Here is a 22,605-nt window from a genome sequence, read left to right as displayed (position 1 = left end):
GCCATGGACGAGAACATGGAACGCAGACCCTACTCCGACGACCCGGCCGAAGGCCGCTCCCGCGTCGACGAGGACGGCTCTCCCAGCGATGATCGCGGAGCGCCGCTCGGGGGCGACGACGTCACAGAGGATCAGCTGCAGGCCGACAACCCGACGGAGCGCGACACTCTGAAGTCGCTGGACCCCGACGACTCGCCGGCCTGAGTGGTGCGCGCGTCCGCTACGCCTCCAGCACCAGCCGCAGCTGCTCGACGGCCCAGTCGAGCTCGGTGGCACGGATGACGATGGGCGGCGCGATGCGGATGGTCTGACCGTGCGTGTCCTTGACGAGCACGCCGCGCTCGAGCAGCTTCTCGGCGATCTGCCGCCCTGTTCCCTTGGCCGGATCGATGTCGACGCCGGCCCAGAGTCCAGCGATGCGGACGGTGGTGACACCGTGGCCGATCAGGGGTTCGAGAGCGGCGAAGAGGTGCGCGCCGAGTGCACGGGCCCGCTCCTGGAACTCACCCGACTCCAGCATCTCGACGACGCGCAGACCGACGGCAGCGGCCAGCGGGTTTCCGCCGAACGTCGAGCCGTGCTCACCGGGGCGGATGACGCCCAGCACATCACTGTCGCCGACGACGGCGGAGACCGGAAGGATGCCGCCACCCAGCGCCTTGCCCAGCAGATACAGGTCGGGAACGACGCCTTCGCGGTCGCAGGCGAACGTCTCGCCGACGCGGCCGAGTCCGGACTGGATCTCGTCGGCGATGAACAGCACATTCCGTTCATCGCAGATCTCGCGGATGCGGCGCAGGTAGCCCTCCGGCGGGATCACAACGCCGCCTTCGCCCTGGATGGGCTCGATGAGGATCGCAGCGGTGTCTTCTGTGATGGCCGCGGCCAGCGCATCCGCATCCCCGTACGGAACCACATCGAATCCGGGCGTATACGGCCCGAAGTCGTCGCGAGCCTGCTCGTCGTCACTGAAGCTGACGATCGTCGTCGTGCGCCCGTGGAAGTTGCCGGCGGCGACGATGATGCGCGCACGGCCTTCGGCGATGCCCTTCACCCGGTAACCCCAGGCGCGAGCGACCTTGATGCCGGTCTCGACGGCCTCGGCGCCGGTGTTCATCGGCAGCACGAGTTCCTTGCCGCAGAGCGCCGCAAGGGCGGCGGCGAACGGCTCGAGCCGGTCGCTCATGAAGGCGCGGCTGGTGAGCGTGACCCGGCCGAGCTGCTCGGTCAGCGCGGCTACGAGCGCCGGATGCCGGTGTCCGAAGTTCACGGCCGAGTAGGCGGCGAGAAGATCGAGGTAGCGCTTGCCCTCGACATCCGTCACCCACGCGCCCTCGCCGCGGGCGATGTTGACCGGCAGCGGGTGATAGTTGTGCGCGACGTGCGGCTCGACGACCGTCTCGGCGGAGGTCGTCTCAGCCTCGACCGCCGTCACTTCGCACCGCGAAGCTCGAGGGTGCAGCACTTGATGCCGCCGCCGCCGAGCAGCAGCTCGGAGAGGTCGATCATGATCGGGTTGTACCCGCGCTCGCGGAGCTGCGCTTCGAACCCCTTCGCCCGCGGCGAGATGATGACGTTGTAGCCGTCGCTGGCGGAGTTGAGACCGAACACGGAGCCGTCCTCATCCGAGACGAGGATCGCCTCCGGGAAGCGCTCCTCGAGGATGGCACGGCTGGCGTCGTCGAAGGCGCCGGGCAGGTAGGCGATGTTGGCGCGCTCGGGGCCGCCGTTCTCGACGCCCTGCACGGGGTCGAGCACGGTGAGGGCGGTGTCGAGGTGGTAGAAGCGCGGGTCGACGAGGTTGAGCGATACGACCTCGCGGCCGAAGACCTCGCCCACCTCGCGGTGGCTGTCGCCAGTGGAGCGGAACCCGGTGCCGGCGAGGATCACGTCGCCGACGAGCAGGAAGTCGCCCTCGCCCTCGTTGACCTCTTCTGGGATGACGGTGTCGTAGCCAGCGCCGCGGAACCAGTCGGCGAAGGCCGGTGCCTCACCGGCGCGCTCCTCGAATCGGAACTTCGGCACGTACGCGCGGCCGTCGATGAGGAACCCGCCGTTGGCCGTGTAGACCATATCGGGGTAGTCGGCGAGCGGCTCGATGAGCTCGACCTCGTGGCCCAGCTCGAGGTAGAGGTCGTACAGCTTCTGCCACTGCGCGACCGCCTTGGCGGTGTCGGTCGGCTTCGCCGGCTCCATCCACGGGTTGATCGTGTAGCTGACGGTGAAGTGTGCGGGCGTGCACATCAGGTAGCGGCGGTGGTGCGCGGTGCGCACGGGTGCGGACGTGACGGTGGTCTCGGGCGTCGACATGGATGCTCCTCGAAAGGGGTGCGGCGGACGCTGTCCAGGGGCCCGGCGGTCCTTCGACCGGCCGCTCGTCAGAGTCGGCGCGGGAAGATGCGACCCGGGCACGCCAGTCTCCATTGTGTCACCCGTCGGCTGTGCGACGCCAGAGCGTCGCTTTCTGAGTTCAGAGAGCGCAAACGGCTGCATCCCCGCCGAATATCGAGCCGTTTGCGCTCTCCGAACCGGGGGTCAGGCCCCGCGGACGACGATCTTGCCGACGGTGTGGCCCGCCTCGATGTGAGCCAGAGCAGCAGGCGCTTCGGCGAACGGGTACTCCCGCTCGATGACGGGGACGATGCGCCCTTCGGCGGCGAGCGCGAGGAGCTTGCGCAGCACCTCCGGCCGGTTGACGGCGGCGACAGAGCGGATGCGGCGCGGCGACCCGATGGAGAGGAGGGCCGCCTTCAGCATCCGGGGCACCGGCCCCATCACATGGCCACCGTCGCCGGTGACCAGCGCCGCTGTGCCGCCGGGGGCGAGGAGCCGCTGCAGCTGTCTCAGCGGGATTCCGCCCGCGATATCGATGATCGCGTCGAACCGCCCCGCGGGCAGGTCCTCCAGTGGCTCCGTGCGGTGATCGAGGGTGCGCGTGGCACCGAGAGCCTCGATCAGGGGAGCATTGCGATCGCCGCAGGAGGCCCAGACCTCTGCGCCGCGGAGCGCGGCGAGCTGCACGGCGAAGACGCCGACTCCGCCCGATGCTCCGATGATCAGCACGCGCGGGGTGGCCCGATCAGTCAGCCCGACGCCCGCCACGTCGAGTGCCTGCCACGCCGTGCCTCCGGCGATCGGAAGGCATGCGGCGGATTCCGGCTCGAGCCCGCGCCCCATCGAGACGACACGCGAGGCGGCGACGCAGGCGTAGCCGGCGAGGCCCCCTCCGCCCGGGAGTTCGACGATCACGTCTTCACCGACTTCGGCGCCGACCACATCGGGGCCGACGGCGACGACGGTGCCGGCGACGTCCATTCCGCGCACCGGATTCTTCGGTCGGGTCAGACCGACGAACGGCCGGACGAGGAGCGGATCCCCGAGCATGAGCCGGACATCCCCGGCGTTCAACGCCGTCGCTCTGATGCGCAGCAGCACCTGGCCGCGACCGGGCGTCGGCACCGGCGTCTGTTCGAGGCGGGTCCCGTCGGCCGCCCCATAGGAGTCGCGACGCCAGACGGGCATCGTGTCGGGGATCGTGTCGGTCATGTCAGTCCTCTGTGTGGGAAGGCGCCGGATACTGGAAGAGATCGTCGAGTCCGACGGCGAAGGCGTGGGCGATCTGGAAGGCGAGTTCGAGCGTGGGCGAGTATCTGCCCTGCTCGATGGCGATGAGCGTCTGCCTCGTCACGCCGATCGTGCGGGCGAGGTCGGCCTGGGTCATCCCGGCCTCTTCGCGGTGAGTGCGGATGCTGTTGGAGACGAGTGTCGGCTTGACCATCACACGAGTCCACGACGGTAGGCGATGACCCGTGCGATGCCGCCGACGAGATTGGACACCGCGAATCCCAGGTACATCGTGTTCGCGATCCAGAACACGTCGGCGCCGACCGCGCACAGCGCGATCACGCCGAGACCGGCGATCACGAGGAATGCCTTCTCGACGCGGCCGCCCATCTGGCTGATGTCCCGGTCGCGGACGTCGGCCTTGCCGACACCGCCGTCGTCGGTGAGACCGGCGACGATGCCCGAGATGATGCTGATCACGATCATGATGGCGATGCTCACGCCGATCGTCCAGAGCATCAGGGGCAGCCAGTCGACCGCCGTGAGCGGACCGCCGGCGGCCTGCTGAAGCACGAGCCAGACGTAGACCGCCATTGAGATGACTCCGACGACGAGCCCCGCCCACGCATTGCGCTCTTCATAGACCATGACGCCTCCGATGTAAAAGATTCTTGACATGAGCGTACGCTTCGCCGTCGACTCATGTCAAGAATTCTTTACACCGCGTGAGCGCGCGATTCGTTCAAAGAGCGCAAACGGCTCCTTCTTCGCCGATTATCGAGCCGTTTGCGCTCTTTGAACGGCCGAGAATGCCAAACCGACATCAGATGACGCCGGCGCTCCAGGGATCGGGGTTGCCGTAGCGATGCGCGGTGATCGAGATCGACTGCTCGCGCACGAACGGCAGCAGCTCGATCCGGCCGGCCGAGGTCACCTCTCCGGCGTAGACCGCGAGGTCGGGGTCGCCCTCGACCGCCGAGGCCAGCATCCGGTGCAGCGCAGCGACCGATTCCCGCGAGCCGACGAGCCGCGCCCGATCGGGGCGAGGCGCAGGCTCGAACTCATTCTCGTCGACGACGGGTCGCCGCATCCGCTCCACCCATTGCTCATCGCTCTCCATGAACACGACGGCCTGGAGCTCACCGAGGGCATGCCGCACCGGGGCGGGCAGGCCGACCGGGGTGGACAGCACGAATCCGGCGCCGGCGCGCACGGCCGCGATGACGACGCGCAGCACCTCTTGCCACTCGGCATCCGCCGTCGCCCTGATCGCGACCGGCACGGGGCGATAGCGGAACAGATTGCGCTCCACCTCGAGGCGCGACACGTCTCGGACCCGCCCGAACTCTCGATCCCAGGCCAGCGCGTCCGACAGCGCTGCACGACGCAACCACTCGAAGGCCTCGAAATCGAGGGAGGGCTGTGCGGACTCGATGAGCGTGGTGATCCGGGAGTCGAGTCCGCGCAGATGCAGGGTGCTGGATGCCGCTCCGCCGGAGTTCGAGCGCCACGACCCGAGCCCGAACAGGTAGTTCGGCCCGCCGGCCTTCGCCCCCGGCCCGACGGCGGAGCGCTTCCAGCCGCCGAACGGCTGGCGCTGAACGATGGCACCCGTGATCCCGCGGTTCACGTAGAGGTTGCCGGCTTGCACGCGGTCCAACCAGAAGTCGAGCTCATCAGGATCCTGCGTGTGCAGACCCGCGGTGAGGCCGAAGGCGACGGCGTTCTGCAGCTCGACCGCCTTCGCGAGCGTCGGTGCATGCATGATGCCGAGCACCGGTCCGAAGAACTCCTCCAGGTGAAAACGCGATCCGGGTTGCACTCCGACGCGGATGCCGGGACTCCACAGCCGTCCACTCGCATCGCCGTCGGCGAGCGCCGGCTTCATGAGCCACTGCTCATCGCCTTCGAGCTCGGAGAGAGCCCAGGCGAGCTTGCCCTGCGGCTTCTCGATCACCGGCCCGACCTCGGCGAGCGGGTCGGTGGGCCAGCCGACATGCAGTGAGCGCGCGGCGTCGCCGAGCTGACGTGCGAACCGCTTGGACCGACCGACCGGTCCGACCAGGATCGCCAGCGACGCCGCCGAGCATTTCTGCCCTGCATGCCCGAAAGCGCTGCGCACGAGGTCGGCCGCGGCGAGATCGAGGTCGGCAGACGGCGTGATGATCATCGCGTTCTTGCCACTGGTCTCGGCGAGCAGCGGCAGGTCCGGGCGCCAGGAACGGAACAGCGCTGCCGTCTCCCAGGCACCGGTGAGGATGACGCGATCGACGTCAGGATGCGCGATGAGCTCGCGCCCCAGTTCCCGCTCGGCAAGGTCGACGAGTGCGAGCACATCGCGCGGTACTCCCGCCTCCCAGAGTGCCTCGGCGAGAACGGCGGCGCAGCGGCGGGCCTGATGCGCCGGCTTGAACACGACGCCGGAACCGGCGGCGAGCGCGGCGAGCACCCCGCCGGCCGGGATGGCGAGGGGGAAGTTCCAGGGCGGCGTCACCACGGTCACCTTGGCCGGCACGAATGCGGCACCGGCGACGGCATCCAGCTCCCGCGCCCTTGCCGCGTAATAGCGGGCGAAATCGATGGCCTCGCTGACTTCGACGTCGGCCTCGGCGAACACCTTGCCGGTCTCGGAGGCGGCCACCTCGATCAGTTCACCGCGGCGCGCCTCCAGCGCCGCAGCGGCGCGCAGCAGCACTTCCGCGCGCTGGGCGGCCGGGCGCGCACCCCAGCCGGCAGCGGAATCCCGCACGCGCGTCACGGTCTGGTCGAGGGCGTCGGACGCCGTGATCCTCGCGCGCTCCACGCTCAGCTTTCCGGCCGTGGATGCCGAGATCCGCTCTCGCACGAGACGCGCCCAGTCCCGGCTGGCGGGGAGCGCCGCGTCGCTGTCCGGAGTGTTGACGAAGCCGGGAGCACCACCGGCGTCTGCCGCGATCTCGTGCGCCGAGTAGACCGCCGTCTCGAGGAAGGCCTCCTCGTCGGATCCGCGAGAGATCCCGAGCACGGCCTGGGTGAGATTCGTCTCCTCGGCCGGCATCGCCGGAGCCTGGCGCACCGATTCGTGCACCGGGGCGAGGCGGTTCTGGGTGCGCCGCGGGCCGGTGCGCAGCGTCGGGTCGGTCGAGCGGTCGAGCGCGTCGAGGAACCGGTCCTGCTCCCGGACGAACAGACTCTCGTCCTCATCGAGCCGGAAGGCCGCGGAGAGGAAGTTCGCCGACGAGGCGTTCTCCTCGAGGCGCCGCACCAGATAGCTGATGGCCACATCGAACTCGGCGGGCTTGACCACCGGCACGTAGAGCAGCACCGGGCCGACCTCGCGCGACACGGCCTGCACCTGCCCCTGCGCCATGCCGAGCAGCATCTCGAACTCGATGCGCTCGCGGACTCCGCGCTCGCCGGCCAGCAGCCACGCGTAGGCGATGCCGAACAGATTGTGGCCGGCGATCCCCAGTCGCACCGCCGCGGTGTTCTCCGGCGTGAGCGCCCAATCCAGGCAGCGCAGGTAGTTCGCATCGGTGTCGAGCTTGGTGTCGTAGGTCGCCGGCGTCCACCCGTGCATGCGTGCCTCGACCCGCTCCATGGCGAGGTTCGCGCCCTTCACCAGACGCACCTTGATGGCGGCTCCGCCGTGCTCGACCCGGTCTCGCGCCCACGCCGTCAGCTCCTGCAGCGCAGGAAGGGCGTCAGGAAGATACGCCTGCAGCACGATGCCGGCCTCGAGTCCGCGCAGCCGGGGATCCTCGAGGATGCGGGTGAACACCGCGATGGTGAGGTCGAGATCGCGGTACTCCTCCATGTCGAGGTTGATGAACGTGCCATCGGAGGCAGCCGTGAGGTACAGCGGCAGCAGCCGCTCCCCCACGGCGTCGACGACCTCGTCGAACGCCCACATCGAGATGTGGCTGATGATCGCGGAGACCTTCACGGACACGTAGTCGACATCGGGTCGGCGGATGAGGTCATGGATGCCGTCGAGCCGGCGCTTCGCCTCGGCTTCGCCGAGCACGGCCTCGCCGAGCAGGTTGAGGTTGAGCTTCGCGCCCGACTCACGGATCTTCTCGATCGCCGGTCCGAGCTTCGCCGGACGGGCGTCGACGACGAGATGCCCGACCATGTCCCGGAGCACCCTCCGCGCGATCGGCACCACCGGGGTGGGCAGGATCTGCGCGACGCCGCCGCCGAGCCGCACGGCACCGCGCACGTACCAGGGCAGGAATTCGGGCACGATCGGAGCGATCCGGTGCAGCTGGGCCGCAGCGGCACCGAGACTCTCCGGCCTCATCACGCCGTCGACGAAACCGAGGGTGAAGGGCAGTCCGTTGACGTCCTGCAGCACGCCCGCCAAACGCTCGGCGGCAGGGTCGACCTCGGCGGCTCCCGCCTCGATCACCCACCGGCGGGCGAGCTGGACCGCCCGCTCGGCGAGAGGAGCGGATGCCGCGGCATCCGACGGAGTTGACGACGGCTCAGCCATGCTCTCCACCCTAGGTCTGCGGCCGTTCCGGCCGTCGGCACCGCGCCCGTGGATACCGTGAGCCACGAGGTCCTGACTCATGAGCCGCAGGGGTCGCACATGGTCGCTTCAAGGTCCTCGACGCGACCATCTGCGCCACCTCTCGGTCGAGTTTCAGCGAGGAGGGGTCGAATATGGTCGCTTCAAGGTCCTCGACGCGACCATCTGCGCCACCTCTCGGTCATGCTTCGGCAGAGTGGGGTAGCGCCACCGCGCCCGTGTCACAGGGCCTGGATGATGTCCTCCACCCGCTCCTTCGCGTCGCCGAACAGCATCGAGGCGTTGTCCCGGAAGAACAGCGGGTTCTGCACGCCCGCGTAGCCGGCGGCCATCGAACGCTTGAACACGATGACGTTCTCGGCCTCCCAGACGTGCAGCACCGGCATCCCGGCGATCGGGCTGCCCGGATCCTCGGCGGCGGCCGGGTTCACGGTGTCGTTCGCGCCGATGACGAGCACCACCGACGTCGCTGCGAAGTCGTCGTTGATCTCGTCCATGCTCAGCACGATGTCGTACGGCACCTTCGCCTCGGCGAGCAGCACGTTCATGTGCCCGGGCAGGCGACCGGCGACGGGATGGATGCCGAAGCGCACATCGACGCCGCGCTCACGCAAACGGCGCACCAGGTCGGCGACGGGATACTGCGCCTGCGCGACAGCCATCCCGTAGCCCGGCGTGATCACGACGCTCGAGGCGCTCGCGAGCAGCTCGGCCGCGCTCTCGGCGGTGATCTCTCGGTGCTCGCCGTACTCCGCATCCGATGATGTCGCCGCGACGATCCCGAAGCCGCCGGCGATCACCGAGAGGAACGAGCGGTTCATCGCCTTGCACATGACATAGGAGAGGTACGCACCCGAGGATCCGACGAGAGCTCCGGTGACGATCAGGAGATCATTGTTCAGCAGGAAGCCCGCGGCCGCGGCCGCCCAGCCCGAGTAGCTGTTCAGCATCGAGACGACCACCGGCATGTCGCCGCCGCCGATCGATGCGACCAGGTGCCAGCCGAGGGCGAACGACAGCACGGTCACCGCGATCAGCAACCACAGCTGCTGATCGTTCACGAACCAGACGGTGAGTGCGACGAAGGCGACCAGAGCGCCGATGTTCAGCGCGTTCTTGCCCGGCAGCATGAGCGGCTTCGACGAGATCTTCGCGGAGAGCTTCAGATAGGCGACGATCGACCCGGTGAAGGTCACCCCGCCGATGAAGATGCCGATGAAGACCTCGGCGTTGTGAATGCCGACGAGCTGCGGCGCGACCTCCGGGTGCGCCAGGTGGCCGTTCCAGCCGACGAGGACAGCGGCCAGGCCGACGAAGCTGTGCAGGAGCGCGATGAGCTCGGGCATCCCGGTCATCGCGACCACGCGCGCACGCCACAGCCCGATGGCCGCACCGATCGTGAGGGCGACGAGCAGCAGCACGAGTCCGATGACGGCGCCCGTGGTCCAGGCATCCGCGATCGTGAGCGCGAGAGTTGCGAGCAGAGCGATCGTCATTCCGGTGATGCCGTAGATCACGCCGGATCGTGCGGACTCGTGCCGGGAGAGCCCGGCCAGGCTGAGGATGAAGAGGAGGGCCGCGACGATGTAGGCGGCCCCGGCGAGGGCGTCGACGGTCATTTCTGGCCGCCCTTCGTGAACATCGCGAGCATTCGGCGGGTCACGGCGAAGCCTCCGAAGATGTTGATGCTCGCGAGCAGAACCGCGATCGCCGCGAGCACCTGCACGACCGGATTGGCGGACGTGACTTGCAGCATCGCACCGACGACGATGACGCCGGAGATCGCATTCGTCACCGACATCAGCGGCGTGTGCAGGGCGTGGTGCACCTTGCCGATGACATAGAAGCCGACGACGACCGACAGCATGAGCACGGTGAAGTGCTGGGGCAGCGGCGCGGGAGCGAACGCGTTGACAGCGAAGAGCGCGGCGATTCCGAGCGCGATGAGCAGGACTTTGCTCCCCGCCGACATCTTCGTGGGCGCGGCGATCTCGGCGGTGGCGGCCTGGGCGACGGCGGCCGGTGCCGCCGCGACCTGCACGGGTGGTGGCGGCCAGGTGACCTCGCCGTCGCGGACGACGGTGACCGAGCGCTGCACGACGTCGTCGAAGTCGATGGTCAGCTGCCCGTCCTTCGCCGGCGTCAGCAGGGCGACGAGATTGGCGACGTTCGTACCGTAGAGCTGCGAGGCCTGGGTCGCGAGGCGCGAGGCCAGGTCGGTGTAGCCGAGGATGATGACGCCATTGTCGGTGACGATGCGCTGGCCGGCGACGGATCCCTCGACGTTGCCGCCCTGCCCTGCCGCCATATCGACGATGACGCTGCCCGGTGTCATCCGGGCGACGTCGGATGCCGTGATCAGCCGCGGCGCCGTCCGCCCGGGGATGAGAGCGGTCGTGATGATGATGTCGACCTCGGATGCCTGTTCGGTGTATATCTCCGCGGCGCGACGGTCGTAGTCCTCGCTGGTGGCCTTCGCATAGCCATCGGTCGACGCCGCGACGGCCACGTCGACCGGCAGGTACTCGCCGCCGATCGATGAGACCTGGTCGGCGACCTCGGGGCGCGGATCGGTGGCGCGGACGATCGCGCCGAGGCTGCTGGCCGCGCCGATCGCGGCGAGGCCGGCGACGCCGGCACCCGCGACGAGAACCTTCGCCGGCGGCACCTTGCCCGCCGCGGTGACCTGTCCGGTGAAGAAGCGGCCGAACTCGTGCGCGGCTTCGACGACCGCTCGGTATCCGGTGATGTTCGCCATCGAACTCAGCACGTCCATCGACTGCGCCCGCGAGATGCGCGGCACCGCGTCGAGAGCGACCGCAGTGATGCCGCGCTGCGCGAGCGCCTCGACCAGATCGGGACGCAGCGCAGGCGAGAGCAGGGCGATGATCGTCGCGTCATCGGAGAGAAGACCGATCGCCTCGGCATCCGGTGCGGTGATCGCGAGCACGATCTCGCTCCCCCAGGCACTTGCGCGATCGACGAGCTCCGCACCCGCGGCCGCGAACTCCTCATCGGGGTACGACGCAGCGGTGCCGGCTCCGCGTTCCACAACGACTTCGTAGCCCAGCTTCCGAAGCGAGCCGACGGTCGCGGGCGTGGCCGAGACTCGAGACTCGCCTCCCGGTTCCCGCACGATTCCGATGACTGCCATTGCAACCTCCTCCGCCCGTCCGCATCGACGGGCTCCCGGGACGATCCCCGAATGTTCCCGCTCAGACTACTGACGCAGGGGCCGCCCACCGCCCGTCGGCGGGCGTATGACGCGTGAAGATTCGAGGTTCTTGAGGAAAGCGGATGAACGACAGGGCGCCCCGCCGAAGCCTTCAACGGGGCGCCCTGGGAGGCTGAGGTTGTCACACCATCAAGACCACCTCACACCTTCGCGATCGCCCCTCGCGTAGCTGTTGATCGCCGCCTGCAACGCGTTGGCGACCCGGATCATGATGTTGTACCCCTCAGTGGCATCTCCGCGCGCGAACGCATTGCGCATGTCCTGCTCGGCTCTCAGCAAGGCCGAGGCACTCGTTCCGCCAAGGTAGTTACCGACTTGCTGCATCTCGGATGCAGCATTGTTGATGAGTCTCACCGTGTGGTCGGTGGGTCTTGCGGTCCCCTTGATTCCCGCTGCACTTCTCAGAATCTCGCTCCTGGCCGCTTCGAGAACCCCAATATCGACCGGAATACCGGCGACGACTCGACTGATTGTGGGAGATTTGTCCCCCGCAGCTGACGTCTCATTCGACGCCGCGAGCGCGGGGCTGTTTCCACCCACCAGCATCACCAACACTGCGGCAGCGCCTACCATCATCGTGCACTTCTTAGTCATTTCCATGAAGCAATTCCTTTCTGTCGCGAGCGACTTTCACGACGCTACGTTGCTGCTATTCGCCTGTATGTAGGACCTTCGGGGGACATACAACGCGCGTGTCATCTGATACGGCGATCCACGATCGCTCCATGACGAGCGCCGAGGATCAGGTGGCTTGCCGCACGCGGAGACCCAGAGCTCGGCAGCTCTAAGCTGGTGCCGTGAACACGACACGGCCGGAGGGAACGGCGCATCCTGCCGATGCCACCACTACGTCGGCATCGAACGCCAGCGCACGGGCGAAGGTGCTCGGCTGGGCACGCCGCACCATCGACCTCGTGCCGACGTCGTGGCTGATCACCGGAGCCGGGGCCGTCCTCCTCGCGACGACCGCGGCCTTCGGCGGCCTCGCGACCGCGCCCGCTGATCCGGTCCCCGAGGTCGCCGTCGGCGACACGTTCAAGGGTTCGGACTTCGAGTTCACTGTCGTCGGCGTGGAGCTCTGGGACAACAACGGCAACGCAGCCGTGTTCCCCGATGAGGAGAAGGGCGAGAAGGTGCTGGTCGTCACCATCGATGTCCTGAGCACCTTCGACAAGCCACGCCGGTCATCGAGCATCAGCAATGACGGTCTACTGGATCACGTCCGGGTCAGCGGATTCGATATCCCCCCGGAGGTCAGCCTGGCCGCCGACGGAACTTTCAACGTCGTGCTCCAACCGGATGTGCAAGCGCGGCTTCTGCTCTCCTGGATCGTCGAACGCGGAGAGCTCGCGGACGACGACCACGTGACCGTCACCCTCCCTGACTCGACCCATCACGTTGGCCAGAACGTGTGGAGGGGCGTCGACTACTGGGACGACCTCCGTGTCGGCGCCACGGTCACCGCGTCCGTCTCGGCGAAGGATGTGCAATGACGGACCTCCAGAAGACCGCGCCCCGTCCTCGCCTCAGCGGACACGTCGCGCGCTGGGCGCTCACTCTCCTGCTACTCGCCGGTGCCTGGTTCCTGGTGAAGGTGACTCTCCCCGAGGGCTCCTCACTCGCACCTTTCCCGACAGTGGCCACGATCGGCGAACAAGCGTCGGCCCGCAACCTCGTCGTCACCATCACCGACGTGCATGCAGCTCGACGCGTGACGAGTTCCGAAGGCTGGTCGGCGGACGGTACGTGGCTCGTGGTCGACCTCGAAGCAGCATCGGTACAGAAACCCTCGCTCCTCAACCACGCGAATCTGTTCATCGGCGAGCGCACCTTCGCACCTACCGATCGCGGCACCACCTTCGCACGGCATCAGCTCATGACCGGCGTACCGCAGTCCGGAAGCCTGGCCTTCGAACTCCCCGCGGATGCGTTGAGGGGCACAGCGACTCTCCGGCTGGGTCTGCTGACCGCTGACGACGGAACCGTACCCTTGGACGGCGTCATCGAGTTGATGATCGATCTCGATGCCACCCCGGTCGAGGCTGAGGTGCCGTTGCAGGAGAACGGATGGGCACGATGAGCATCCCCGAGCCGATCGCCCCGCGCAACACTCCCGCGGAGCCCGCTGTCCGCCCGTCGTGGTGGAGGCGTAACGCTCTGGCGCTCGTGGCGCTCGCCCTGCTCGCCCCTTCGACCGCAGTGACAATCGGATGGCAAGGCTGGTATGAGCACTACGGCTACGGCATGCTCCCATACAAGCCGATTCTCGTGGAGAAGAAGAGCGACGCCGAGTTCATCGGAGCCACATTCGGCCCAATTCGCAGCGGTCTGATCGAAGATCTGAGCGGACTCGACGTACCCTCGGACGCCCGTTTGATCGCCGCAGCGATTCCGGTTCACACCGGCACGACCGGTGTCTCGTGCCAGGTGGTACTGGTCCAGCAGGCGACCGGCCACGAGTGGAGGCCGGCCCGCAGCGAGATCGGACTTCCGTCGAACATCGACGAACCCGAGTACTGCACGACCGCCGATACCGGGGATTACGAGCTCATCGCGCCGTTCGTGTTGCCCGATGACGTCGACGGTCCGTTCTGGGTCGAGATCCGTTCACCCGGTGAGCTTTCAGGCGGATCGTTCCTCAGATTCTCGATCGACCCCTGACCGCCGACCTCATCAGGTCTCGGCGCAGAGACGATCGAAGCGGCCACGGCGTCGGCGGAGACAGGCAGCAGCCCGGCAGCATCCGCTACCGCGCGCATCTCCTGCTCTTCGACGGACACCGATCCGGAGTCCGCACGATCGGTGCGTTTACGCAGTCGTGCGAGAGTCGCGTCGTAAGCGCCGGCGACGAGGGCGATCCTCAGAGGCTCCGTGAATAGCAGCGGCACGAGCGAAACCACCGGTATGGCGATCGACCAGAACACGAAGTCCTGCGCACCGATCACACGCGTGAGTCCCAGCTGCAGGTAGGACTCCAATGCCTTCACCGCCACGTATAGGAATGCATACGAAGCGACCAGTACCGGGCCAGCACGCCACATCAGCACGACAGCGCGCCAGAGCGGTCGGAACCGTGCTCCGAGTTCGTCCCCGAGGTCTTTCAGTCGTCGCGCGACGGGATTCGGAATCGCCTTCACATGTTCGCGAACCCGAGAAGCGAGGTCGTTTTCGACGCGCAGCTTCTCGGCGACGATCGCCTGTCCGAACACCACTCCGGCGATCGTGAGCCACGCGAGCGGAGCGAGCAGCACCGGCCCGACCTCGGTGAGAACCCAACCGATCGCCTCCCAGAGCCAGCGCAGCGGTGCGACCGCGTTGAGGATGCCTTCACGGACGTCTTCAAGAACCGCCATCGCCACGCGTGTGTCGACCCAGCTCTTCACGGTGTCGAAGAGATCACCGAGAAGGATCACCGAGAAGAACACCCAGACGACTTCGAAGTACACCGCGACCGGTGAGAACCAGCGGCTCAGGCGCGCTGACCATTTCGACCACGCCCAGCGACCGGCGAACGCCAACACGATGATGGCGACCGTCCATCCACTCAAAGGCAGATCAGTCACCGCGTCGCCCTGGGGCAGAGGTCCCGTTCCGTCCACCACCGCCTGCCACCCGAGCCCGTCGCGCACATAGAGTGCCCGCGCCGAATAGGCGTTGATGTCTTCCCGCAACAGCCCCTGCGCCCAGTACACCGCGAAGAAGGGGAGGATGCCGGCGAGCAGCGCGGAGAGGAAGGTGCGACGACGTTCGACCGACGACTCCGGAAGGGGCGCTACCTCCTGCAGATTGCGTAAACCGTCGCGCAGTACGAGGAACATCGCGACCAGGCTGATCAAGCGCGCCAGGATCGCGATCGGCAGCACGAGCAGGCCGACCGTGGCCGAGTAGGCGCCGATCGATCCGGCCGTCTGGACTACGACGTAGTGCACAAGGATGCCCGCCAGATACCACGCAATCATCGCCGGCCAGTGCCGCCACAGCACCCGGCCCGTCGTCGTCAGGATATCCAGCACGACCCGACATTACCGCGCCGGGCGGACGGAGTCAGTTCCAGACGCTCGGCGCCGTCTTCCGCACCGGCGGCAGGGCAGATGCCGCCGCCCAGTCGTGCACCCATTCGTCGATCTCGGGCACGCCCTCCGGCTTGCCGACGGCCGCGAAGAGCTCCTCGTTGCTCACGGTGCCGCCGGTGCGCCGAAGCATCCGCGCCCGCACGATCGCACGCGCGTAGATCTCGCCGTCGACGACCGCGCGGTGCTCCATGAACAGCGCCTTCTCGTCGTGCCCGATGAACCGGGACTGGATCTCGAATCGCTGCCACAGTTCCAGCGACTTGCGGAAGGTGATCGTCTCGCTGGAGACCACCGCATACCAGCCCTGCTTCTTCATCGCATCGAACAGCCCGGTGCGGATCAACTGGTCCCAGCGCCCGAGATCGAACAGCGACAGATACCTGCCGTTGTTCATGTGGCGGAGGATGTCGATATCGGAGGGGAGCGTCGTCGCTCGGATGCTCCCCACCGCCGTCGGGTCGAGGGTCTGCCCCCGCCGCACGCGGCGACGAGCGCCGAGGATCACCAGGAGAGTGCGCCAGATCACGTTCACGAGGATCGATCGTAGCCATCGGTGCACGTTTCGCGAACATCGTTGTGCGAACCCTCCATCCGGTGCGCGTGCGTCTTGGATGGCATCTGCTCGATTTCCTGTTCGCGGGAGCCGCGCGTAGAGTCGCGGCATGAGCGCCGAAGCCCACTCCGAAGTCATCGTCCGTCCGGTCCGTGATGTCGATGCGGAAGCCCTCGGTCGCGTGCACGCCCAGTGCTGGCACGAGACCTACGACCACCTGATCAGCAAGGCCGCCCTCGAGAAGGTGTCTCCGCGCCGCATGGCGGAGCTCTGGACGCACTGGGCCGCACAGGGCGAGGATTTCCGGATGAGCGCTGCGCTCGTCGACGGTGAGATCGTCGGTTTCGCCGGCTCCGGCCCCGCCCGCGACAAGGACGCCCCGGCCTTCCGGGAGCTGTACTTCATCTACCTGCTCGACGCCTGGCACGGTACGGGAATCGGCCAGCGCCTGTTCGAGTCCGCTGCCGCCGACGACGAGTCGCTGTACCTCTGGGTCGCGGAGGACAACCCCCGCGCGCACCGCTTCTACACGCGCAACGGATTCACGCTCGACGGCGCTTCGCACACCGAGCCCTTCCTCGGCGAGACGCTCACCGAGGTCCGCTTCGTGCGCTGAGCGCGTTCGCGACTCCTGAGAAACGGCTTCCCCGCTCGCGCGGGGAAGCCGTTTCTGCGTGTGCGCCAGGAGCCGTGAGGATTCCGGATACCCCGAGTCAGGCTTCGGGTTTCCCGCGTTCCTGCGGGTATGAGCGCTCGCCTAGAGTCCTAGACGCGCAGAGTCCGCGCGTCCGCTCCTCACACGAACCGAGGTCACCATGGTTGCGTCTCCCCCGCTCGCCCGCTCTGCCCGATCGACGGTCACCGATGTCACGTGGTTCTTCGCGATCGCCATCCTCCTGTGCTTCTCGCTGTCGGTTCCGATGGTCTTCCGACTCGTCCCCACGGACTTCAACAACCTGATCACGCCGCTCCTGCAGCTGACCCCTCTGCTCGCAGGGATCATCATGTGGCTCGCCCGGCGACCAGGGACGTTCCGAGAGACGTTCGCCACCGGGTGGCGCGGCACGCCTCGGTGGATCGGTATCGGTATCGGCCTCATCGCGGCGATCGCCGCGATCCAGACCGCCGTTGCACTGGCATTGGGCATCTGGGAGTTGAACCCGCTCGACCAGATCGCCGCGGCGACCATGTGGGTCGTTCCGGTCCTCCTCATGCAGTCCGTCTTCGCCATCGGCGAGGAGTTCGGCTGGCGCGGCTGGCTGGCGACGCGCGCCGCGTCGTGGGGTTTCTGGCCGCTGGCTCTGGTCAGCGGTCTGGTCTGGATCGTCTGGCACCTGCCCGTGCTCGCAGTGATCGGCGATCGACCGCTCTGGGACATCGTCATCTACTTCGCGGGCATGCTGCCGTGGGCGCCGCTCCTGCTCGCCCTGCGCTGGCGATCGGGCAGCGTCTGGCCTGCGGTGCTGGCGCACGGGGCGATCAACAGCATCCGGGTGTACCTGCTGCAGTCCGTCCCCAACGCGACGGATCACCTGCTCATCGAGGTGATCGGCTGGGTGCTCACGCTCGCCGCCGCCGCGTGGTTGATGCGCCCCCGCAAGGCGTAGCCCCTCGGGGGCTCAGCGGCCGGAGACGTTGCCGAAGAGCTTGGCGATCGGTGCGAGCACCAGGGGCCGGGCGGCGATCCAGGCGACGATGATCACGACGACGGATGCCGTGAACACCCAGAACCCGGTCCAGCCGACGGCATCCGACGACGCGAACATGTGGTTCAGGTTGCGCAGGAAGCCGGTGAGGAACACCAGCGCCACGTGCCCGATGATGAACGCGACGAAGTACAGCATCACGGGGAAGTGCACGGCGCGCGCCCATTCGACCGGGTACGCCTTCGACAGGCGCTCCGCCTTCTTCGGCCACATCCCCGACATCCGGAACCCGGTGGCAGCGGCCAGCGGCGCGGCGAGGAAGACGGTGGTGAAGTAGGCGAGCTGCTGCAGGCTGTTGTAGTTCACCCAGCCGTGTTCGGTCGGCCAGTTGAAGGAGACGTACTGCAGCGCTGCGGACAGAGCGTTCGGCAGCACCTCCCAGCTGGTCGGCACGATGCGCACCCAGTGCCCGGTGACGAAGATCAGCACGACGAAGGTCACGCCGTTCACGAGCCAGAGGATGTCCAGCGCCTGGTGGAACCACAGGGTGAGGCTGATCTTGCCCTTGCCGTTGGTACTGCCACGGGGAGCCCAGAACACGGTCGGACGCTTCTCGGTGCGCACGCGCAGGCCGGAGCGGATGATCAGCACGATCAGGAACATGTTGAAGAAGTGCTGCCAGCCGATCCAGGGCGCGAAGCCGGGGGCGACCTCGATGGCGGGGTCGTATTCGCCGGGGAACGCCGCGAGGAAGTCCTGCATGAACGGCATGCTCAGCAGCGCACGCACGAATGCGACGGCAGCGCCGGCGAGGATGCCGAGGGCGGCGGCTCCCAGCAGACCCGCGATTGCTTGCGTCCAGGTCGGGCGACGGCGATCGGATGCCGGAGTAGGAGCATGCCGCGGAGCGCTGCCGTGCCACACCGTGCGCGTGAACGGGATCGGCGCCAGTTCGCCGGCGGTGACGATCGGCGAGACCGCCTTCTGCTCGGGCGCTCGCTCTTCAGCGACGACGACCGGCGACTCGACGCCTTCGTACGCGGCCTCGTCGATCTCGCTCACCGTCGCTGCGGCGAGAGGAACCGTCCCGGCGGGCGGCCACGGGTCTCCCCCGACCGCACGCGGGAGTCCGCGCCGGACAGGAATTCCGCCATCGTCCGCGGCGCTGGATGCTGCCGCGCGGACTGCATTCCCGCCACCGGCCGTCGAGTGCGCCGCAGGCGCACTCCCGGTCGTTGAGCGAGCCGCAGGCGAGTCGGCACGCGCCTCTCCGGCGTTCGGCGCGGGCTGAAGCGTGGAATCGCGCTCCGCTGCACGCGGCGACAGCGAATCGGGAGTCGCTGTCGCGACCGCATCGGCGGGCGGCCATGGCTCGCCACCGACGACACGGGGAAGGCCGCGGCGGAGCGGGGCCACCGCGTTGCTCTCGGTCGTTGAGCGAGGGAGCGGAGCGACCGAGACGAAACGCTCATCTCCGACCGGAGACTCGGAACCGTGCTGCGTTTCGTCTCGCTCCGCTCGCTCAACGACCGGGGAAGACGCCTCCGCGGCCTCGACCACAGCCTCGGCGGCGACCTCGGCGACGGCATCCGCGGGCGGCCACGGCTCGCCGCCGATCACGCGGGGCAGTCCCCGCCGCAGCATCCGCGTCGCCATGTCTACTTCTTCCGCGCCTCGAGCGCGGCGATGATCTGGGGAACGATCGTGAACAGATCGCCGACGATGCCGAAGTCGGCGACGTCGAAGATCGGCGCCTCCGCATCCTTGTTGATCGCCACGATCGTCTTCGACGTCTGCATGCCGGCGCGGTGCTGGATCGCGCCGGAGATGCCCAGAGCGACATAGAGCTGCGGCGACACCGAGACGCCGGTCTGTCCGACCTGGTGCGACTGCGGGATGTATCCGGCGTCGACCGCCGCACGCGAGGCGCCGACGGCCGCACCGAGCGCATCGGCCAGCTCTTCGACGAGCACGAACTTCTCCTTGGAGGCGAGTCCGCGCCCTCCGGACACGACCCGGGTCGCACCGCGCAGATCGGGCCGGGAGGACGCGACCTCGACGGCTTCGACGGCTCCGGCCTTGGCCGCGATCGCGCCGGACGGTGCGACCTCGAGCGCTTCGACGACGGGGGCGGCGACAGCTTCGGCCCGCGCATCGACGGCACCCTGACGAACCGTGATCACGGCTGCGCCGTATGTCGGCGCCGAGTCGACGAGATACGCGCCGCCGTAGACCGAGTGATGCGCGACGATGCCTTCTTCGTCGCGGGAGACGCCGATCGCGTCCACCGAGAGGGCACTCTTCGTGCGGACGGCGAAGCGCCCGGCGACATCACGCCCGGTGATCGAGTTCGAGATGAGCACGGCATCCGGGCGCACCTTTTCAGCGGCCGCCTGCAGTGCGTCGACGATCGGAACAGTGAGGGCGGCGTCATCGCCCTGCGCGGTGAGTACGACGGATGCTCCCGCAGCGGCCGCCGCGTCGACGGCCGCCTGTGCGCCGCCCACCACGAGCGCCACCGGTGAGCCGACCGCCGCAGCCGCACCGATCAGCGCGGCGGTGCTCGACGCCGCATTCCCTGCCGGGTCGACGTCCACCAGGACGAGGATCGAGTTCTCGGGGTAGCTCATCGTCACACCAACCTGTTCTGCACGAGGTACTCCACCAGCTGGTTGCCGGCATCGCCCTCATCGGTGATCTTCACGCCGGCCGCACGGGGCGGCTTCTCGGCGATCGCGGTCATGATCGTGCGGGGTGCCGCCGCCGGATCTGCCGACACCTCGAGGTCGGCCAGCGAGAGCACCTCCAGGGGCTTCTTCTTGGCCGCCATGATGCCCTTGAAGTTGGGGAACCGCGCGTCCGGAAGCGCCTCCGTCACCGAGATGACCGCTGGCAGCTGAGCGGAGACCGGTTGCGCGCCGGCATCCGCCGCCCGCGTACCGGAGATGCTGTCCGCGCTGATCTCCACGGCGTTGAGCGCGGTCGCCTGCGCGAATCCGAGGTGCTCGGCCAGCATCGCCGGGATGACTCCCCCGGAGCCGTCGGTGGAGAGATTGCCGGTGATGACCAGGTCGGCCCCGCCTCGGCGGATCGCCGCGGCCAGCACCTCGGCGGTGAGTCCGAGGTCGGCTCCCGCGAGCTGTTCGTCGGCGATGTGCACCGCAGATGCCGCGCCGATCGCAAGGGCCCTGCGCACCGAAGCCGTCGACGATTCCGGCGCCATCGAGAGTGCCACGACCTCGGCGTCCGGATTCTTGTCGGCATAGCTCAGCGCGACCTCGAGAGCGCGCTCGGTGATCTCGTCCAACACCACGTCACCTGCGGACCGCTCGGCGAGTCCCGTCTCGAGATTCAGCTTGCGATCGCCATAGGTGTCCGGCACCTCTTTGACCAGGACGAAGATCTTCATCGATTGCTCCTCACGACTGTGTCGATTCTAGACCGTGATACTCAGTTTCACTTGCCATGCTACTGAGCGTCACGGCTGGTCGCTCCCGGCCGCGCCCTGCAGGATGGCCTACCGTAGAGCCGTGGCCCAACTCCGTCCGCTCCCCGTGGATCCGCTCGCCGAGGCGAAGCGGCAATGGGTCGCGCACGGATGGACGGATGCCGCGGACGGCATGACTGTGGTGATCTCGGTGATGCGCGCGCAGCAACTGCTGCTCGCCCGCGTCGAAGCGACGCTGAAGCCGTTCGAACTCAGCTTCGCCCGTTACGAGGTGCTGCGCCTGCTCGCCTTCAGCCGCAGTGGGCGCCTTCCGCTGTCGAGCGTGGTCGCGCGCCTGCAGGTGCACGCCACGACGGTGACGAGCACTTCTGATCGACTGGTGCGTGACGGACTCATCGTGCGCGAGCCCCATCCGCATGACGGTCGGGCCGCACTCCTCGCTCTGACGGATGCCGGCCGCGAGCTGGTCGAACGCGCAACGAAGGCGCTGAACTCCGAGGTTTTCGCCGCCCCCGGCATCAGCCGCGACGACGCGGCCGACCTCGTCGGGATCGTCGCCCGCCTGCGCAGAGACGCCGGCGACTTCACCGATCCTCGCCCGCAGCCCGACCCGCTCTGAGATGGCGCAGTTCCTGCTGGAGCGGATCATCGCCGCTCCCCCGGCCGAGGTCTTCGCCGCATCCCTCGACCCTGGCCTGCACGTGCGCTCGATGGCGCGGTTCGGAGAGACCATGGTGGAGGCGCCGGAAGGCGGCGTCTTCCGCGAGGGGTCGACGGTGACCTGGCGCGCGCGGCACTTCGGCATCGCGTTCCGCCTGCGCTCGGTCGTCTTCGACATCGATCCGCCTCGCGGTTTCCGCGACCGGCAGATCAGCGGGCCGTTCGGTGCGTTTCTGCACGAGCACGCCTTCGAGGAGCATCCGCGGGGCACGCTGATGCGCGACACGATCACGTTCCGATCTCCGTTCGGTCCGATCGGGCGACTCGTCGATGCGATCTTCATGCGCGCGTACATGCGACGGATCATCGATGAGCGCAACGCGGTGCTGGCTGCCGAGGTCGAGGGCCGGCGGCGTACGCTGACGTCATGACCGCGCTGCACCTGCACACCGTCCTCATCGGCCGGGGACCGGCCGCGGCGATCTTCCTCAGCGATGAGCAGGTCGCCTCTCTCGGCGCCGGCAAAGCCTTCCCCGTCGTCGTCTCCTTCGGCGACCGGAGCGCCCGGTTGCGGCTGTCGCGGATGGGAGGGGAGAACATGATCGGCTTCAGCAAGGCGACGCGGGCCGACCTCGGGCTGGAGATTGATCAGGAGATCGAGGTCACGATCACGGTGGACACGGCTGAGCGGGTCGTCGAGATCCCTCCGGCCCTCGCCGAAGCCCTGGCTGCCGAACCGGAGCTGCGGGCGCTGTTCGACGCCCTGCCGCACTCGATCCGCAAGGAGCACGCCCGCACCGTCGCCGAGGCGAAGCAGGATGCCACCCGCGAGCGGCGTCTGGCGAAGATCCTCGATGGACTGCGCGGTTGACTCCGACCCGCCCGCGGCGTGCATGACTGCGCAGTTGTGAGC

General features: G+C 68.0%; 22 protein-coding genes. 8 read left to right on the top strand and 14 right to left on the bottom strand.

The genetic code is table 11. The features are described from left to right. Window positions 1–3 precede the first annotated feature (3 nt). A complete protein-coding gene (locus MRBLWO13_RS07405; protein ID WP_341977512.1) occupies window positions 4–204 on the top strand; it encodes a hypothetical protein in 201 nt (66 codons plus the stop codon). A 16-nt stretch (window positions 205–220) separates the two neighbouring features. Here MRBLWO13_RS07405 and rocD read toward each other — a convergent pair whose 3' ends face one another. The 9 genes from rocD to MRBLWO13_RS07360 form a co-directional block, all read right to left on the bottom strand. Then, a complete protein-coding gene (rocD, locus tag MRBLWO13_RS07400; RefSeq protein WP_341977509.1) occupies window positions 221–1,435 on the bottom strand; it encodes an ornithine--oxo-acid transaminase in 1,215 nt (404 codons plus the stop codon). Further along, window positions 1,432–2,310, bottom strand: a complete 879-nt coding sequence (gene ddaH / locus MRBLWO13_RS07395) for a dimethylargininase (RefSeq protein ID WP_341977507.1) — start codon at window positions 2,308–2,310, stop codon at window positions 1,432–1,434. The genes rocD and ddaH overlap by 4 nt, the downstream gene beginning before the upstream one ends. Window positions 2,311–2,535: 225 nt before the next feature. Continuing rightward, a complete protein-coding gene (locus MRBLWO13_RS07390) occupies window positions 2,536–3,546 on the bottom strand; it encodes an NAD(P)-dependent alcohol dehydrogenase (RefSeq protein WP_341977505.1) in 1,011 nt (336 codons plus the stop codon). 1 nt (window position 3,547) lies between these two features. After that, window positions 3,548–3,778, bottom strand: coding sequence for a helix-turn-helix transcriptional regulator (locus MRBLWO13_RS07385; RefSeq protein WP_341977503.1), 231 nt, complete (start codon window positions 3,776–3,778; stop codon window positions 3,548–3,550). Then, a complete protein-coding gene (locus tag MRBLWO13_RS07380) occupies window positions 3,778–4,242 on the bottom strand; it encodes a hypothetical protein (RefSeq protein ID WP_341977501.1) in 465 nt (154 codons plus the stop codon). Before MRBLWO13_RS07380 ends, MRBLWO13_RS07385 begins: the two co-directional genes overlap by 1 nt. A gap of 145 nt (window positions 4,243–4,387) precedes the next feature. After that, entirely contained in the window at window positions 4,388–8,038 is a 3,651-nt protein-coding gene (locus tag MRBLWO13_RS07375; RefSeq protein WP_341977499.1) for a bifunctional proline dehydrogenase/L-glutamate gamma-semialdehyde dehydrogenase, read from the bottom strand. 260 nt (window positions 8,039–8,298) lie between these two features. Next, window positions 8,299–9,696: a Re/Si-specific NAD(P)(+) transhydrogenase subunit beta gene (pntB, locus tag MRBLWO13_RS07370; RefSeq protein WP_341977497.1), complete on the bottom strand. Its 1,398-nt coding sequence runs from the start codon at window positions 9,694–9,696 to the stop codon at window positions 8,299–8,301. Beyond that, entirely contained in the window at window positions 9,693–11,231 is a 1,539-nt protein-coding gene (locus tag MRBLWO13_RS07365) for a Re/Si-specific NAD(P)(+) transhydrogenase subunit alpha (RefSeq protein ID WP_341977495.1), read from the bottom strand. Before MRBLWO13_RS07365 ends, pntB begins: the two co-directional genes overlap by 4 nt. 210 nt (window positions 11,232–11,441) lie before the next feature. Further along, complete coding sequence (locus MRBLWO13_RS07360; protein ID WP_341977493.1) at window positions 11,442–11,912, bottom strand: hypothetical protein; 471 nt, start codon at window positions 11,910–11,912, stop codon at window positions 11,442–11,444. Window positions 11,913–12,109: 197 nt separating this feature from the next. On the opposite strand from MRBLWO13_RS07360, the gene MRBLWO13_RS07355 reads away from it, so the two are divergent. Together MRBLWO13_RS07355 and MRBLWO13_RS07350 are read left to right on the top strand one after the other, a co-directional pair. Then, complete coding sequence (locus MRBLWO13_RS07355) at window positions 12,110–12,805, top strand: hypothetical protein (protein ID WP_341977491.1); 696 nt, start codon at window positions 12,110–12,112, stop codon at window positions 12,803–12,805. Continuing rightward, the gene (locus tag MRBLWO13_RS07350; RefSeq protein WP_341977489.1) at window positions 12,802–13,392 is read left to right on the top strand and encodes a hypothetical protein; all 591 of its coding nucleotides are present in this window, start codon (window positions 12,802–12,804) and stop codon (window positions 13,390–13,392) included. Before MRBLWO13_RS07355 ends, MRBLWO13_RS07350 begins: the two co-directional genes overlap by 4 nt. Window positions 13,393–13,852: 460 nt before the next feature. On the opposite strand, the gene MRBLWO13_RS07345 is transcribed toward MRBLWO13_RS07350, so the two are convergent. Together MRBLWO13_RS07345 and MRBLWO13_RS07340 are read right to left on the bottom strand one after the other, a co-directional pair. Continuing rightward, window positions 13,853–15,325 (bottom strand): hypothetical protein, encoded by a 1,473-nt coding sequence (locus MRBLWO13_RS07345; RefSeq protein ID WP_341977487.1) that lies wholly within the window; start codon window positions 15,323–15,325, stop codon window positions 13,853–13,855. Between the two features lie 31 nt (window positions 15,326–15,356). Further along, entirely contained in the window at window positions 15,357–15,917 is a 561-nt protein-coding gene (locus MRBLWO13_RS07340) for an acyl-CoA thioesterase (protein ID WP_341977485.1), read from the bottom strand. Window positions 15,918–16,047: 130 nt separating this feature from the next. On the opposite strand from MRBLWO13_RS07340, the gene MRBLWO13_RS07335 reads away from it, so the two are divergent. Further along, window positions 16,048–16,554: a GNAT family N-acetyltransferase gene (locus MRBLWO13_RS07335; RefSeq protein WP_341977483.1), complete on the top strand. Its 507-nt coding sequence runs from the start codon at window positions 16,048–16,050 to the stop codon at window positions 16,552–16,554. A 199-nt stretch (window positions 16,555–16,753) separates the two neighbouring features. Further along, window positions 16,754–17,545 (top strand): CPBP family intramembrane glutamic endopeptidase, encoded by a 792-nt coding sequence (locus tag MRBLWO13_RS07330; protein ID WP_341977481.1) that lies wholly within the window; start codon window positions 16,754–16,756, stop codon window positions 17,543–17,545. A gap of 12 nt (window positions 17,546–17,557) precedes the next feature. On the opposite strand, the gene MRBLWO13_RS07325 is transcribed toward MRBLWO13_RS07330, so the two are convergent. Genes MRBLWO13_RS07325 through MRBLWO13_RS07315 form a run of 3 tightly spaced genes read right to left on the bottom strand, consistent with a single transcriptional unit; the run spans window position 17,558 to window position 20,993 of the window. After that, window positions 17,558–19,240 carry a cytochrome b/b6 domain-containing protein gene (locus tag MRBLWO13_RS07325; protein WP_341977479.1) on the bottom strand — a complete coding sequence of 561 codons (1,683 nt, stop codon included), beginning with the start codon at window positions 19,238–19,240 and terminating at the stop codon, window positions 17,558–17,560. A gap of 2 nt (window positions 19,241–19,242) precedes the next feature. Further along, complete coding sequence (locus MRBLWO13_RS07320) at window positions 19,243–20,214, bottom strand: electron transfer flavoprotein subunit alpha/FixB family protein (RefSeq protein ID WP_341977477.1); 972 nt, start codon at window positions 20,212–20,214, stop codon at window positions 19,243–19,245. A gap of 2 nt (window positions 20,215–20,216) precedes the next feature. After that, entirely contained in the window at window positions 20,217–20,993 is a 777-nt protein-coding gene (locus MRBLWO13_RS07315; protein WP_341977475.1) for an electron transfer flavoprotein subunit beta/FixA family protein, read from the bottom strand. A 121-nt stretch (window positions 20,994–21,114) separates the two neighbouring features. Between MRBLWO13_RS07315 and MRBLWO13_RS07310 the strand changes: the two genes are divergently transcribed. Genes MRBLWO13_RS07310 through MRBLWO13_RS07300 form a run of 3 tightly spaced genes read left to right on the top strand, consistent with a single transcriptional unit; the run spans window position 21,115 to window position 22,563 of the window. Beyond that, window positions 21,115–21,651, top strand: coding sequence for a MarR family transcriptional regulator (locus tag MRBLWO13_RS07310; RefSeq protein WP_341977474.1), 537 nt, complete (start codon window positions 21,115–21,117; stop codon window positions 21,649–21,651). 1 nt (window position 21,652) lies between these two features. Next, window positions 21,653–22,123 carry an SRPBCC family protein gene (locus tag MRBLWO13_RS07305; protein ID WP_341977472.1) on the top strand — a complete coding sequence of 157 codons (471 nt, stop codon included), beginning with the start codon at window positions 21,653–21,655 and terminating at the stop codon, window positions 22,121–22,123. Beyond that, complete coding sequence (locus tag MRBLWO13_RS07300) at window positions 22,120–22,563, top strand: YdeI/OmpD-associated family protein (RefSeq protein ID WP_341977470.1); 444 nt, start codon at window positions 22,120–22,122, stop codon at window positions 22,561–22,563. The genes MRBLWO13_RS07305 and MRBLWO13_RS07300 overlap by 4 nt, the downstream gene beginning before the upstream one ends. The last annotated feature ends 42 nt before the right edge of the window (window positions 22,564–22,605 follow it).

The sequence above is a fragment of the Microbacterium sp. LWO13-1.2 genome, from assembly GCF_038397725.1.
Classification (GTDB): Bacteria; Actinomycetota; Actinomycetes; order Actinomycetales; family Microbacteriaceae; genus Microbacterium.
Note: the sequence above shows the minus strand (reverse complement) of the source record. Positions and strands in the feature narration are given on the sequence as shown.